The 12,769-nt window shown below is 66.0% G+C and carries 15 protein-coding genes and 1 tRNA gene; 13 read left to right on the forward strand and 3 right to left on the reverse strand.

Annotation, left to right across the window (positions count from 1 at the left end; genetic code table 11):
• Positions 1-215: 215 nt before the first annotated feature.
• The 7 genes from gnd (at position 216) to ACY9XZ_RS08645 (ending at position 5,966) form a co-directional block, all read left to right on the forward strand.
• On the forward strand, positions 216-1,115 hold the full coding sequence (gene gnd, locus ACY9XZ_RS08615) for a phosphogluconate dehydrogenase (NAD(+)-dependent, decarboxylating) (RefSeq protein WP_463456623.1): 900 nt from the start codon (positions 216-218) through the stop codon (positions 1,113-1,115).
• Between the two features lie 129 nt (positions 1,116-1,244).
• Positions 1,245-1,829, forward strand: a complete 585-nt coding sequence (locus tag ACY9XZ_RS08620; protein WP_463456624.1) for a 2Fe-2S iron-sulfur cluster-binding protein — start codon at positions 1,245-1,247, stop codon at positions 1,827-1,829.
• 49 nt (positions 1,830-1,878) lie between these two features.
• A tRNA-Arg gene (locus ACY9XZ_RS08625) sits at positions 1,879-1,951 on the forward strand.
• A 316-nt stretch (positions 1,952-2,267) separates the two neighbouring features.
• Complete coding sequence (locus ACY9XZ_RS08630) at positions 2,268-3,152, forward strand: NAD(P)H-binding protein (RefSeq protein ID WP_463456625.1); 885 nt, start codon at positions 2,268-2,270, stop codon at positions 3,150-3,152.
• A gap of 63 nt (positions 3,153-3,215) precedes the next feature.
• On the forward strand, positions 3,216-4,115 hold the full coding sequence (locus ACY9XZ_RS08635) for an NAD-dependent epimerase/dehydratase family protein (RefSeq protein ID WP_463456626.1): 900 nt from the start codon (positions 3,216-3,218) through the stop codon (positions 4,113-4,115).
• 113 nt (positions 4,116-4,228) lie between these two features.
• A complete protein-coding gene (locus tag ACY9XZ_RS08640) occupies positions 4,229-5,626 on the forward strand; it encodes a selenium-binding family protein (RefSeq protein WP_463456627.1) in 1,398 nt (465 codons plus the stop codon).
• Between the two features lie 22 nt (positions 5,627-5,648).
• Positions 5,649-5,966 (forward strand): 2Fe-2S iron-sulfur cluster-binding protein, encoded by a 318-nt coding sequence (locus ACY9XZ_RS08645; RefSeq protein ID WP_463456628.1) that lies wholly within the window; start codon positions 5,649-5,651, stop codon positions 5,964-5,966.
• A 10-nt stretch (positions 5,967-5,976) separates the two neighbouring features.
• On the opposite strand, the gene ACY9XZ_RS08650 is transcribed toward ACY9XZ_RS08645, so the two are convergent.
• Positions 5,977-6,213 (reverse strand): hypothetical protein, encoded by a 237-nt coding sequence (locus ACY9XZ_RS08650; protein ID WP_463456629.1) that lies wholly within the window; start codon positions 6,211-6,213, stop codon positions 5,977-5,979.
• A gap of 38 nt (positions 6,214-6,251) precedes the next feature.
• Positions 6,252-7,319 (reverse strand): zinc-dependent alcohol dehydrogenase family protein, encoded by a 1,068-nt coding sequence (locus tag ACY9XZ_RS08655; RefSeq protein WP_463456630.1) that lies wholly within the window; start codon positions 7,317-7,319, stop codon positions 6,252-6,254.
• Positions 7,320-7,431: 112 nt separating this feature from the next.
• Between ACY9XZ_RS08655 and ACY9XZ_RS08660 the strand changes: the two genes are divergently transcribed.
• Together ACY9XZ_RS08660 and ACY9XZ_RS08665 are read left to right on the forward strand one after the other, a co-directional pair.
• Positions 7,432-7,764 (forward strand): hypothetical protein, encoded by a 333-nt coding sequence (locus ACY9XZ_RS08660; protein ID WP_463456631.1) that lies wholly within the window; start codon positions 7,432-7,434, stop codon positions 7,762-7,764.
• Positions 7,765-7,824: 60 nt separating this feature from the next.
• A complete protein-coding gene (locus tag ACY9XZ_RS08665) occupies positions 7,825-9,153 on the forward strand; it encodes a M28 family peptidase (protein WP_463456632.1) in 1,329 nt (442 codons plus the stop codon).
• A 461-nt stretch (positions 9,154-9,614) separates the two neighbouring features.
• On the opposite strand, the gene ACY9XZ_RS08670 is transcribed toward ACY9XZ_RS08665, so the two are convergent.
• On the reverse strand, positions 9,615-10,298 hold the full coding sequence (locus tag ACY9XZ_RS08670) for a hypothetical protein (RefSeq protein WP_463456633.1): 684 nt from the start codon (positions 10,296-10,298) through the stop codon (positions 9,615-9,617).
• 142 nt (positions 10,299-10,440) lie between these two features.
• Here ACY9XZ_RS08670 and ACY9XZ_RS08675 point away from each other — a divergent pair, with 142 nt between their 5' ends.
• From ACY9XZ_RS08675 to queC, 4 genes are all read left to right on the forward strand, one after another.
• The gene (locus ACY9XZ_RS08675; RefSeq protein ID WP_463456634.1) at positions 10,441-10,719 is read left to right on the forward strand and encodes a hypothetical protein; all 279 of its coding nucleotides are present in this window, start codon (positions 10,441-10,443) and stop codon (positions 10,717-10,719) included.
• A gap of 96 nt (positions 10,720-10,815) precedes the next feature.
• Positions 10,816-11,265 (forward strand): 6-pyruvoyl trahydropterin synthase family protein, encoded by a 450-nt coding sequence (locus tag ACY9XZ_RS08680; protein WP_463456635.1) that lies wholly within the window; start codon positions 10,816-10,818, stop codon positions 11,263-11,265.
• Positions 11,265-12,047, forward strand: a complete 783-nt coding sequence (locus ACY9XZ_RS08685; RefSeq protein WP_463456636.1) for a 7-carboxy-7-deazaguanine synthase QueE — start codon at positions 11,265-11,267, stop codon at positions 12,045-12,047. Before ACY9XZ_RS08680 ends, ACY9XZ_RS08685 begins: the two co-directional genes overlap by 1 nt.
• Before the next feature lie 17 nt (positions 12,048-12,064).
• Positions 12,065-12,763, forward strand: coding sequence for a 7-cyano-7-deazaguanine synthase QueC (gene queC / locus ACY9XZ_RS08690; RefSeq protein ID WP_463456637.1), 699 nt, complete (start codon positions 12,065-12,067; stop codon positions 12,761-12,763).
• Positions 12,764-12,769: the final 6 nt, after the last annotated feature.

Consider the following 12,769-nt stretch of genomic DNA (forward strand, 5'->3'; position numbering starts at 1 on the left):
CCAAGTGCAGCACGGGACAGGAGTTGTGGCAACTGGTCGCTTCCCACGACCGCTTCCGAGACAGCCGGTTGGTGACGGCGCCATGACTGACGACGGCACGGGTGGTGTCCGTGCGACGCTCTTTCTGGCACTGTCGGGGGTACTCGCGTGACGAACAGTGAACCAGCGGTATGACGAACCGCAACCCCTACCTGTTCGGTCGGCGACCCCCCGGTATGGAACTTGGCGTCATCGGACTCGGACGCATGGGCCGCATCGTCGTCGACCGCGTACTCGAAGCCGGCCACGAAGTCGTCGTCTTCGACATCGACGAGGCGAGCGTCGCCGACGCGGCCGACGCCGGGGCTCGACCGGCGTCGTCTATCGCCGACCTCGCGGAGAAACTCGGCTCGGAGAAACGGATCTGGCTGATGGTCCCTGCCGGAGACCCGGTCGACGCCGCGCTGGACGAACTGGCCCCATCACTGGGCGATGACGACATCGTGGTCGACGGCGGGAACTCCTACTTCGAGGACTCGGTGCGGCGCGCCGAGTCGACCGACGCAGCCTACCTCGACTGTGGTACTTCTGGCGGCCCCGCCGGCGCGGAACTGGGCTTCTCGCTGATGGTCGGTGGCCCGCAGTGGGCCTACGACGAACTGGTCCCCGTCTTCGACGCCGTCGCGACCGGCCCCGACGGTCACGACCGGATGGGACCGGCGGGCTCCGGCCACTACGTCAAGATGGTCCACAACGGCGTCGAGTACGCGCTGATGCAGACCTACGGCGAGGGCTTCGAACTGCTCGCCAACGGCCGCTACGACCTCGATCTGGAGTCAGTCGCCAACACTTGGAACAACGGGGCCGTCATCCGCTCGTGGCTGCTAGAACTCTGCGAGGAGGCGTTCCGCGAGGAGGGCAACGACCTCGGTGACGTGGCCGACCGCGTCGAGGGCGGGTCCACCGGAACTTGGACGGTGCAGGAAGCGCTCGAACAGGAGGTCCCGGTGCCGCTCATCTACCAGGCCCTGGCGGAGCGGTTCGGTTCGCGGGCCGACGACGGTCGCTTCTCGCGCCGCCTCGCCAGCCGCCTCCGGTACGGGTTTGGTCGCCACGACGTCCCGCGTCGCGACTAGGAATACGACGGATAGCTGCCCGGTTCTGCTGCCGCCGTTCGGGGCCGAGGGCTGCCCCGTCCAGCGGTGTCGGCGGCGTTCGAGCGCTGAAACAACAGCTAATTAAACCAGTATTCCATAGCCGTGCACATGGTAGAACTCGTTGGACTCGCCGCCGGGGCCACGCTCACCCTGATAGTGGTCGCGCTCCACTACGCCAAAGGGACCGGTTGGGAGGCACCGGAAGACATCTCCCAGGAGGTCCTCGAGCAGCGGGCCGCGACAGTCCCCGAGACGGACTTTCCGGAGCCGTACAACCGCTCTATCGGCGGTGGCGGTGCCACAGCGATTCCGGCTGGTGAGGCCGAAGGCGAACTCGGCGAAGGTGAAGAGGCCGAGGAAGAAGACGAAGGCTTCGACCCCGACGACATCGCCGACGACGAGGTCGAGTATTACGAGATCGAATTCGCCAAGGAGGGCGAGACGATCGAGGTCGCCAACAACGAGACGATTCTCGACGCCGGCGAAGAGGAAGGGTGGGACCTCCCCTACGCCTGCCGCGAGGGCCAGTGTATCTCCTGTGCCGGCCACATCGAGGACGGTCCAGCTGAAGACTACATCCGACACAGCAACAACGACTCGCTGATGGACGACGACATGGAGGAGGGGTACTGCCTGACCTGTGTCGCGTACCCGACCAGCGAGTTCACAATCGAAACCGGCGAGTCGCCCTGACTTCGGGGTTCACAACCGTTAAGACGGACAGTCTGATACCATCTCCTGTGGGCGGCTAGTTCAGCGGACAGAACGCCTGGTTCCGGACCAGATGGTCGGGGGTTCAAATCCCTCGCCGCCCGTACAGCGAACCCGAGTTTTACGAGCGGTGAGCGAACCGGCAGCGAGGATTTGAATCAGGGAGTGTAGCGGCGCGGAACGACCGTGGTTCAAATCCCTCGCCGCCCGTAGTATTTTGCTGCGAGCAAACTGTGAGCAGTAAATACGCCATGCGAGGGATTCTGAACCCTGCCAGTCGCGCACAGCGGAGCGAGCACGTCTGGCTTCGGTTCAAATCCCTCGCCGCCCGTTTTCACCACCTAGAAACGACTCGACTGGGAGATCCCGTTCCGGGAATCGCCGCAACGTCCTTGGGGTTTCGACACAAGGTACGAACACATGCGTGTCCTCGTCGTGGGTGCGACCGGATTCATCGGACAGCGACTGGTTCATACCCTGGCCGAAGCGGACCACGAGGTGGTTGCTTTCTCCCGGAGCGCAAGCGAGGAATCCTTTCCCGACGGCGTCGAGCCGTTTGAGGGTGACCTTGGCGACCCGGACTCCCTCGACGGGCTCTGTGAGGATGTCGATGTCGCGTACTACCTCATTCACTCGCTCACCTCCGAGAACTTCGCCGAGCTGGACCGGCGCTACGCCCGCCGGTTCGCCGACCTGGCGTCGGCTGCGGGCGTCGACAGGGTCGTCTATCTGAGCGGCATCAGCGGTGACGAGAAGAACCTCTCGCCGCATCTGGCATCGCGGCGCGAAGTCGAATCGGTGCTGGCCGAGGGGTCGTTCGACCTAACGGTGCTCCGGGCGGCGGTCATCATCGGCCCGGAAAGCGCGAGCTTCCGGATCGTCGACGACCTGACCGACCGCCTGCCGCTGATGCTCGTCCCGAAGTGGGTCCGGACGCCCTGTCAGCCCATCGGCGTCGACGACGCGATCACGTATCTCGTGGCGCTCCTGGATGCCGAGGAGACCCGCGGCGAAACCTACGACATCGGCGGGCCGTCGGTGTGGTCATACGAGTCGCTGCTGAAACTCACTGCGGCAGAGAAGGGCAAGCGGGTGTTCATCGTCCCGGTTCCGGTGATGACGCCCGGTCTGTCCTCCCACTGGCTTCGTCTGACGACTGACGTGCAGTACGCCATCGCCCGGCCGCTGGCCGAGAGCATGCGGAACCCGGTCACGGTCGACCCGGCGATGGATCTGCAGAACGTCGTGCCAATCGACCAGACGCCGATCAAGGACGCTGTTCGGAAAGCGCTCACTGCGGCGTGATCGCCGGACTCGACGCGTCCCGGCTGCGGGACTGTTTTGGAGTTGTGGGCTGCAGACGCACGTATGCCCGAATCGGTCGCCGTCACCGGCGGAAACGGCCGCGTCGGCCAGCACGTCCTCGAACACCTGGCTTCGGAGGGGTATCGAACGACCAATCTTTCGCGTGGCAAACGGGACGAAGCGTACTCGGACGCCTACGTCAGGACGGACCTGCTCGACGCGGGCGAGGTGTACGGCGCACTCGCACGGAGCGACGCCGACGCGGTCGTCCACCTCGGGATGGTTCCCTCGCCCGACCACACGCCGGGGTACCGGACCTACGAGAGCAACGTCATGTCCAGCTACCACGTGCTGGAGGCCGCTGGCGAACTGGGAATCGAGACGGTCGCCCTGGCGTCGAGTTTCAGCGCCATCGGTGGCGGGTTCGAACCGGACCCGATCACGGTCGACTATCTCCCGATTGACGAGGATCACAGGCTCACGCCGTCGAACCCGTACGCTATGGGCAAGCAGGCGCTCGAAATCGCCGCCGACGGGTTCGCACGCCGGAGCGAGAACGCCCCGGACACCATCACGTCCTTGCGGTTTCCCTGGGTCGTTGATGACGACATGGCCCGGGAGACGTTCGTCGAGGCCGACCGCACGCTCGCCGGGCTCCGGGACTCGGCGCACTTTCACACCCAGCGCAACACCCTCTGTGGCTACGTCCACGCCACCGACGCCGTCACGCTCGTCGAGGCGGCCGTCGAGGCGTCGTTTGCCGGCCACGAGCGGGTCTGGGTGTCCGCCCCGGACACGAGCGCCGAGACGCCGAGCGCCGAACTCGCGGCGGAGTTGTATCCCGACGCTGACTATCGGGGGCCGACGGACGAGGCGAAGCCCCACGCGGCGCTGATCGACACGGCGAAGGCCAAGCGGGTACTCGGCTGGGAGCCGACCTGGAGCTGGCGACAACTGGTCTGAAGCCGGTCAGCCGGACGTGCATCCACCGGGACGCTGCAATTACCACGCCGCATGTAGCGGCCGTTTCCTCCGGAACACGTTGGTAAAATGTAATGTGGGTGTGATAAACTAGCATGAGTGACGCAGAACAGCCAGTCGAGAGCGGGACACACGACCACCACGAGCACCACGACCACGAAGGGCCGGGGTATGCCACCCCGCAGGCGGCCATCGAGGAGGCCGAACCCGAACAGACCGCGTACGTGATGGGCCTCCACGTCGGGCAGGACGTCGACGCGCCGGACTTCCTCGCCGTCGTCGACGTGGACCCCGATTCAGACACCTACGGCGAAATCGTCAATCGGGTCCAGATGCCCAACAAGGGAGACGAACTCCACCACTTCGGGTGGAACGCCTGCTCCTCCTCGTGTCACATGGACGGGCTGGAGCGCCGGCACCTCGTCATCCCCGGCCAGCGTTCCTCGCGCATTCACATCGTCGACACCAAGGAGCGCCGCGACCCCGAACTGACGAAGGTTATCGAACCGGAGGAGGTGTACGAGCATGACCTCTCTGCACCCCACACCGTCCACTGTATCCCTGACGGCGAGATCCTCATCAGCATGCTTGGCGACGCCGACGGCGACCTCCCCGGTGGTTTCCTCGAACTGAACGACGACTTCGAGGTGCAGGGGCGGTGGGACCCACCCGGCGAGATCGAGATGAACTACGACTACTGGTACCAGCCCCGCCAGAACGTGATGCTGTCGACGGAGTGGGCGGCCCCGAAGACGTACTACCCCGGCTTCGACCTGGAGGACGTCGAGGACGGCAATTACGGCCAGCGGCTCAACTTCTGGGACTGGGAGGACGGCGTCGTCGAGCAGACCATCGATCTCGGCGAAGACGGTCTGATTCCTCTTGAGGCCCGCTTCCTGCACACGCCCGAGAGCACGCACGGCTACGTCGGTGCGGCGCTGTCCTCGAACATCATTCACTTCCATGAATCGGATGGCGAGTACCACGCTGAGCCGGTCATCGAGTTCGAGGACCGCGAGCACGAGGGGTGGGACATGCCGGTGCCAGCACTGTTGACGGACATCCTCCTCTCGATGGACGACCGCTACCTGTTCGGGTCGAACTGGCTCCACGGCGAGGTGTGGATGTACGACATCTCGGACCCATCCAACCCCAGAAAGGCCGATTCCATCTCCATCGGCGGTTACTTCGGCGACATCCAGGAGGTCCAGGGCCGCGATATCGTCGCCGGCCCGCAGATGCTGCAGCTCTCGCTCGACGGCGAGCGGCTGTACTGGACCACGTCGCTGTTTTCCTCGTGGGACAACCAGTTCTTCCCCGAGGAGGCCGAGCAGGGGTCGGTGATGCTCAAAGCCGACGTGGACCCGCGAAAGGGGACGATGTCGCTGGACCGTGACTTCCTCGTGGACTTCGGGGACCTGCCCGAAGGCCCCGCCCGCGCCCACGAGATCCGGTGGCCCGACGGCGACTGTACCAGCGACGTCTGGCAATGAGGGCAACGCGACCAGTCGGCCGATGACCGAGGTCCTGCTGGACTGGCGGGACAGCGACCGAACGGAGACGATTTCGGTGCCGGACGGCGAGACGATACTCGATGCTGCCGAAGCCGCCGATATCGGGCTCCCCTTCGGCTGTCGAACCGGTGCGTGCGGGACCTGTACCGCTCGCCTGCTGTCCGGCGACGTGATACACTGCCGTCCGCCGCGGGCGCTCAAGGAGCGGCATCTGCGGGACGGCTACGTCCTGCTCTGTATCGCTGAACCGACGACCGACACGCATCTCGCCGTCGGCGCGACAGTGCAGGCCGACCTGGTTCCCAACCCCTGGAAGTGACGGCGGCCGCTCACGCCCGGTGTTGGCCCGACAGCGCTTGCTGGAGTATCTGTCCGAAAAACCCGATGGCAGGGACGACGAACACCGTCGCGTGGACCCAGGCATCGTAGGTGATATCGCTCGGCTTGGTCACGAGAAAGAGGCCGTAGAGGACGAGCATCACGACGACCCACAGGACGGTGATGACCAGAAACGGGACGGCGTTCCGGATCGGTTCGGTGACGGCTTCGCGCAGTATGCCGGACATACCCGAACCGTCAGGCGGAACCGGGAAAAGCGTGTCCGCTATGGCCCGAACTCAGTCACCAGTTCGATGCCGTGGGTTCCGTAGTCGGTCATCGCCGCCAGTCGCTCTGAAGCCATCCCGAGGCTGACCCGCCGGGTGACGAGTGCGCCGGGATCGAGCGTCCCGTCAGCGACCAGCCGGAGAAGCTCGTCGTACCGCGATGGCGGCATTCCCCGGGACCCCAGTACGTCGATGTCCCAGCGGGTGATCCAGTCCGTCGGCAGCGCCACCTCGCCGCGCTCGGCGTCAGTCGTCAGCCCGACCTGGACATGCGTGCCCCGGGGCCGGAGGCTCCGGACGCTGTTCCGGCAGGTTTCGGCCCGGCCCAGCGCGTCGACGGACACCTCAGCACCGCCACCGGTTTCGCTCTCGATAGCCACCGGCACGTCATCGACGGCGCTGGCGTCGACGACGGTACTCGCACCCACCTCACGGGCCATCGTCAGCGGTTCGTCCCGGATGTCGACCGCGATGACGCTCGCACCCAGCGCTGACGCGATTTGAATTGCGGCCAGTCCGAGGCCGCCACAGCCATGGACCGCGACGCGGTCCCCGGCGGCGATGTCGGCCCGGTGGGCCAGCGCGTGGAATGCCGTGACGTAGCGACAGCCAAGCGCCGCCGCGGCGTCGAACCCGACGTCCTCGGGCAGTTCAACGAGGTTATAGTCGGCCCGCGGGACGGCCACCTGCTCGGCGAACGCGCCCGGGACCGACGGCTCGAACCCTAGCGCCCACCCGTCCGGACAGACGTTACCGTGGCCGTTCCGGCAGTAGCCACAGGTCCCGTCCCCGAGGTTGAACGGCACGACGACGCGGTCGCCCGGCGATACCGCCGTCACTTGGTCACCGGTCGCGACGACGCGACCCGCTGGCTCGTGGCCAAGCACCTGCCCCAGCGGCACGTCGTCGTCGGCCCAGTCGCCGTGGCCCTGCCAGGCGTGCCAGTCGCTCCGGCAGATCCCACACGCCTCGACTTCGACGACGGCCCCGTCCGGGTCCGGCATCGGAGCGTCTCGGTCCCGGATCGCGAGCGGTTCGCCGTACGCCTCTAACACTGCGGCGCGCATAGGTCGGCTTCGCGCGCCCCTGACAAAAACATCGGAGGACGGCGACCTCGGGAGGATGGCCGGCCAGCTACAGAGGGCTGTTTTTATCCTCTCATCGGCTATATATCCGGATATGACCCTCCTCCCGGTTGTTGTCGCCCTGTTCGTGTCGCCGGCCGCCGCCGCGCTGGTGTACGTTGACGCCACGCGGCGCGACCTGTCCAGGCGGTACTGCACTGTCGCCGCCGTCGCTGTCGGCCTCGCCAGTTTCAGCGGGTTTCTCGCCGCGGCCGTCTTCGGCAGTGGGCTTTTTTCGGCGTTCTACCGTCTCTTGGAGCGGCCAGTCGTAGCCGTCACGCCGCTTGATCTCCTTCTCTCCTTGCTCCTCTTCGGCCTCGCTAGCACTGCACTGGCGCTTCTGGGATACGGGTTCGCCAGTCGGTACGGCCCGCTCGCACCCGCGTGACCGCCGTGTCGGTCGCCCGACGACCCCTAATTTCAACTCGACACGGCCCCACCGCGAGGTATGGACGACACCGACTGGATCGGCGAGACCTTCACCAGCATGGTCGGGTGGGACCACCTGGAGACGCTGGTCGACATCGGGAACCGGATGGCGGGCAGCGACGGCGAACGGGCGGCCGCAGAAGCGACCCGGGACGCACTCGCGGAGTACGCCCGCGACGCTCGGCTCTCGGAGTTCGAGATCCAGGGCTGGGAACGGGGCGACAGCGCCGTCCGCGCCGACGGGTCGCCGGTCGCGGCGCGGGCCCACGAGTGTATCGCCCTGCCGCGGTCGCCGGCCGGCGAGGCGAGCGGCGAACTGGTCGATGTCGGTCACGGCCTCCCGGAGGAGTTCGCGGACGCCGACTGCGAGGGCCGCGTCGTGATGGCTCGCTCGGACGTGCCCGACTGGTACGACCGGTACATCCACCGGCGGGAGAAGTACTACCACGCCGTCGAAGCCGGGGCCGTCGGGTTCATTTACCGCAACCACGTCGAAGGCGTGTTGCCCCCGACCGGAAGCGTCGGGACGGCGGACGCACCAATCGGCGAGATTCCGGCCGTCGGCGTCGCCAGCGAGACGGGCGCGCGGCTGTCGCGTCGCTACGCGGGCGACGATATCATCGTCAGCGTCGACTGCGAGACGCCCGAAGCGACGAGTCAGAACGTCCACGCTGAACTAGGGCCGGACACCGACGAGCGACTGCTGGTGACCAGCCACGTCGACGCCCACGACATCGCGGAGGGAGCGATGGACAACGGGGCCGGGACGGCGATGGTCGTCGAAGTAGCCCGCGCGCTGGCTGGCCGTGAGGACGAACTGGAAACCCGCGTGGAGTTCGTCGCCTTCGGTGCCGAGGAGGTCGGCCTGGTCGGTTCGCACCGGCTGGCCGACGGAACCGACCTCGACGACGTGACGGCCGTGCTCAACTTCGACGGCGTCGTCCAGGGCCGCACGCTGAAGTGTTACACCCACGGCTTCGACGCGCTTTCGGCCGCCGCCGAAGACGTGGCCGCCCGCTTCGACCACCCTGTCTCGCTCACGCCGGAACAGGGGCCTCACAGCGACCACTGGCCGTTCGTACAGCGCGGCGTCCCAGGCTATCACGTGACCAGCGAAACCGGCGGCGAGGGGCGGGGCTGGGGTCACACTCACGCCGATACGCTCGACAAACTGGAGCCCCGGACGTTCCGCGAACAGGCCGTTCTCCTGACCGAACTCGCCGTGACGCTCGCAGATGGCTCGGTGCGGCCCGACCACAGCGACCCTGCGGAGATAGCCGACGCCCTCGACGCACAGGGTCTTGCTGAGGGTATGCGGATCACGGGTGACTGGCCCTTCGACGACTGAGCTGGACTGTTGTCCCTGTGGCCTCATCGTGTGGCTCCCGGATAGCGAACAAGTACCAGATTTCTAGTACTTTTCTCCCCTCCTGTGTTCCGGGGCTCTGGTCACTGACGATGGGCTATAATGATTTACTCGGTATAGAAGTAACATATTTCGTAGGTTATTTACCATATGGGTACATGGAAACCGATGGCAGGTCGATTGGTCTACGTACTGAAGCCCACACGTGAATGCCGTCACCGGCGTTCGCTGCCAAGCTCCCATGCTAACCGGTCTCGCGGAGTCCGAGGCCGAGTCGACGTGAGAACCACGCCTGCCGTCGTCAGTCAACACCAACACCAATACCTGACACCGCGGCCGTCCACGTGCCAAGACGGCCGCCGTGTCCACTTTCGGACTGAACTCGTGAGGAACACCGACCAGTAGTCGGTGCTGTGCAAAACAGCAACGAGCGGCGGCGCCGACTACGATTCGTATGCCCGTTCTACGTCGGCTTTCGCCGCCGGAATCACCTGCTGTTCGGCCTGTCGCATCGAGCGCAGCGCCTCGTCCGTGAACTCGACGTCGAGCGTGGGCAGGGCCCGTGCGAGACCGCCCAGCACCTCGCCGGGGTCGATAGTGAGTTCGAAAGCGAAGGCGTTCCGGTCGTCCCGCAATGGGACGGAGAACTCGAAATGCGTCTGGACGATCTCTGTCGCTCGCTCTTGATCGTAGGACTCGGTGACAGCCGTCCAGAAATCGTCGCTGTCGGCAGCGACCAGCGGTGCGAGGTCGTCACCGAACGAGCGCTGGCGGGCCAGTAGCCGCTCCCGAATCCGGTCCCGGCGGTCGCCGCGGACGGTGTCCCGGAGTGCGTTCCAGTAGATGTCACGGTCCAGCACGTCGTCGGCGAAGTCGTCGAACGCCGCGTCGGTGGCGGCGTAATCCAACACCGGCTCCAACTGGGCGAGTATCTGTTGCTGGTAGGACTGGAGCTTCGGCCGGACGACGTGGCGTTCCAGTGGGCGGCTGTTGTTCAGCAGTTTGCCCGCGACGCGGCCCCCGCTTGACCCGCGTAGCACGGCCGCCACGTCGAAGGCCGCGTACGTCTCGTCGACGAACTCCGAGAGGTAGCGCTCGAACTCCCGTTCGACGGCACGTCGTGTCACACTCGACTCTGTGGACTGCAGTGACCTATCCCTTACGCCGATAACCGCCGGTGACAGTAGGGGCGTAGCACGACCGATCCACGCCACTGAACCGCTACGTGGCCAACACGGCCGTTATTATTGCGCATACCTAATGCCACGTGTGCCCAGCGACTTGCCCAGCGACGTACACGCGGTGCTGACACAACTCGTCGAAGAGGGGGAAACAGCGGTCACTTCAGCGGAGTTCGATACGGCCCGACAAACCGTTACGACGGCCGAGACGGTCAGTCGGAACAAGCTCCCGGAGTGTGATCTCCGGGCGCAGTTGCTTCACGGCTGCGAGCAAGTCCACACCGCACTGAACAACGACCGTCCCGACGCTGCTGCCGAGTATCTCAGGGCAGTGGGGCGGCGGCTCGCGGCAGTCGACGACTGCTGATACCGGCTATTGAACTCCCCTCTCAGCTTCGTGATACAGAGACACAGGCTGGCCCGCTCCCGTGAGAGTTAAGCCACCCACCGATAATACCGTGATATGTCTCAGCGACTATCGAAGGCCGAGGACACGCTCGCCGACGCGGGCGAACGCGAACTCGTCGTCGGCGGCGACCGGCCGCTCCGTATCTCTGCTGGCCATCGATTGCTCCACCACGACGGGAAGTGTTCGCGTCCGCACGGACACAACTACGAGGTCACCGTCCGCGTCACCGGCGACCTCACCGACGAGGGGTGGGTCGTCGACAAAGGCGAAATTACGGACGTAATCGACGAGTGGGACCACCGCTTCCTGCTGGAGGCCGGTGACCCGCTGGTCGAAGCCTTCGACGCCAGCGGCGACGGCGACGCCGTGGTCGTCCTCGACCACCCGCCGACAGCCGAGGTCATGGCCGCGATACTGGAACAGCGCCTCGCCGACCGCCTCCCGGCAACGGTGTCGGATATCGCTGTCTCCGTCCGCGAGACCAGCGAACTCTGCGTCCGCTGATGCCGGTCGCAAACGACACATCCGGAGCCGATATCGAGCGAACCGACGCCGATGCGGAGTCGGGTGACCTCCCGATCAACGAACTGTTCCAGTCCCTCCAGGGCGAGGGTCGACTGGCCGGCGTCCCGAGCGTGTTCGTCCGGACCAGCGGCTGTAATCTGCGGTGCTGGTTCTGTGACTCCTATCACACCTCCTGGGAGCCGACCCACGACTGGTTCGCCGTCGACGACGTGCTGGCAGCTATCGCGGAGTACGACGCCGACCACGTCGTCCTCACCGGCGGCGAACCGCTCGTTCACGATTCGAGCGAGGCCTTGCTGGAACGCCTGGCCGACCGGGGCTACCACACGACGATCGAGACCAACGGGACCGTCGTCCCGGACGCCCCGATCGACCTCGCCAGCGTCAGCCCGAAACTGGCCTCTAGCACGCCGACGGCCGAACGCGACCCCGACGGCGACGGCGAGTGGGCGGACCGCCACGAGGAGCGCCGACTCGACGTGCCGGCGCTGGCCGAACTCGTCGAGAGCTACGACACGCAACTGAAGTTCGTCGTCACCGGCCGTGAGGACATGGCCGAAATCGAGCGCCTCGTTGAGCGCGTTCGCGACGTTGCGTCCGCCCGCGTGCGCGACGACGACGTGTTACTGATGCCGGAGGGCCAGACGCGCGACCAGCTCGAAGCGACCCGGGAGACGGTCGCTGACCTCGCGCTGGAGTACGGCTACCGGTACACGCCGCGGCTCCACGTCGACCTCTGGAACGACGCACCGGGCACCTGATCGCTCAAACACAACAGATGACTGACGACACCCGCGCTGTCGTGCTCGCCTCCGGCGGCATGGACAGCGCCACGGCGGCGTACGAAGCACAGACACGCGGCTACGACCACCTGTATCTCCTCCATACGAGCTACGGGCAAAACACCGAGGACCGGGAGTACGAATGCGCCAGCGCGCTGGCAGACCACGTCGACGCGGCGGACTTCCTCCACGTCGAGACCGGCCACCTCACCCAGATCGGCGCGTCGTCGCTGACCGACGACACGATGGATGTGGCCGACGCCGACACCGACAGCGACGAGATTCCGAGTTCGTACGTCCCGTTCCGGAACGCGAACCTGCTGTCGATGGCGGTCTCCTACGCCGAGGCCAACGACTGCGGGGCCGTTTTCATCGGCGCACACAGCGAGGACTTCTCGGGGTATCCGGACTGTCGGCCCGCCTTCTTCGACGCCTTTCAGGATGTCATCGACGCCGGCACGAAACCCGAGACCGACATCGACCTCGTCGCGCCCTTCGTCGAGTGGTCCAAGACCGACATCGCCGAGCGCGGCGTCGAACTCGGCGTCCCCTACGCGGACACCTGGAGCTGCTACCGGGACGACGAACCGGCCTGTGGGACGTGTGACGCCTGCGCGTTCCGGCTCGAAGCCTTCCAGCGCATCGGCGAGCGGGATCCCATCGAGTACGCGGAGCGACCCACGTACGCGGACTGACGCCCG

This window comes from Haloarcula sp. HT12 (assembly GCF_055271655.1).

Excerpts from the sequence above, each read along its gene's own strand:
- gnd (WP_463456623.1), top strand. The coding sequence starts at position 216 with ATGGAACTTGGCGTCATCGGACTCGGACGCATGGGCCGCATCGTCGTC.
- ACY9XZ_RS08620 (WP_463456624.1), top strand. The coding sequence starts at position 1,245 with ATGGTAGAACTCGTTGGACTCGCCGCCGGGGCCACGCTCACCCTGATA.
- ACY9XZ_RS08630 (WP_463456625.1), top strand. The coding sequence starts at position 2,268 with ATGCGTGTCCTCGTCGTGGGTGCGACCGGATTCATCGGACAGCGACTG.
- ACY9XZ_RS08635 (WP_463456626.1), top strand. The coding sequence starts at position 3,216 with ATGCCCGAATCGGTCGCCGTCACCGGCGGAAACGGCCGCGTCGGCCAG.
- ACY9XZ_RS08640 (WP_463456627.1), top strand. The coding sequence starts at position 4,229 with ATGAGTGACGCAGAACAGCCAGTCGAGAGCGGGACACACGACCACCAC.
- ACY9XZ_RS08645 (WP_463456628.1), top strand. The coding sequence starts at position 5,649 with ATGACCGAGGTCCTGCTGGACTGGCGGGACAGCGACCGAACGGAGACG.
- ACY9XZ_RS08650 (WP_463456629.1), bottom strand. The coding sequence starts at position 6,213 with ATGTCCGGCATACTGCGCGAAGCCGTCACCGAACCGATCCGGAACGCC.
- ACY9XZ_RS08655 (WP_463456630.1), bottom strand. The coding sequence starts at position 7,319 with ATGCGCGCCGCAGTGTTAGAGGCGTACGGCGAACCGCTCGCGATCCGG.
- ACY9XZ_RS08660 (WP_463456631.1), top strand. The coding sequence starts at position 7,432 with ATGACCCTCCTCCCGGTTGTTGTCGCCCTGTTCGTGTCGCCGGCCGCC.
- ACY9XZ_RS08665 (WP_463456632.1), top strand. The coding sequence starts at position 7,825 with ATGGACGACACCGACTGGATCGGCGAGACCTTCACCAGCATGGTCGGG.
- ACY9XZ_RS08680 (WP_463456635.1), top strand. The coding sequence starts at position 10,816 with ATGTCTCAGCGACTATCGAAGGCCGAGGACACGCTCGCCGACGCGGGC.
- ACY9XZ_RS08685 (WP_463456636.1), top strand. The coding sequence starts at position 11,265 with ATGCCGGTCGCAAACGACACATCCGGAGCCGATATCGAGCGAACCGAC.
- queC (WP_463456637.1), top strand. The coding sequence starts at position 12,065 with ATGACTGACGACACCCGCGCTGTCGTGCTCGCCTCCGGCGGCATGGAC.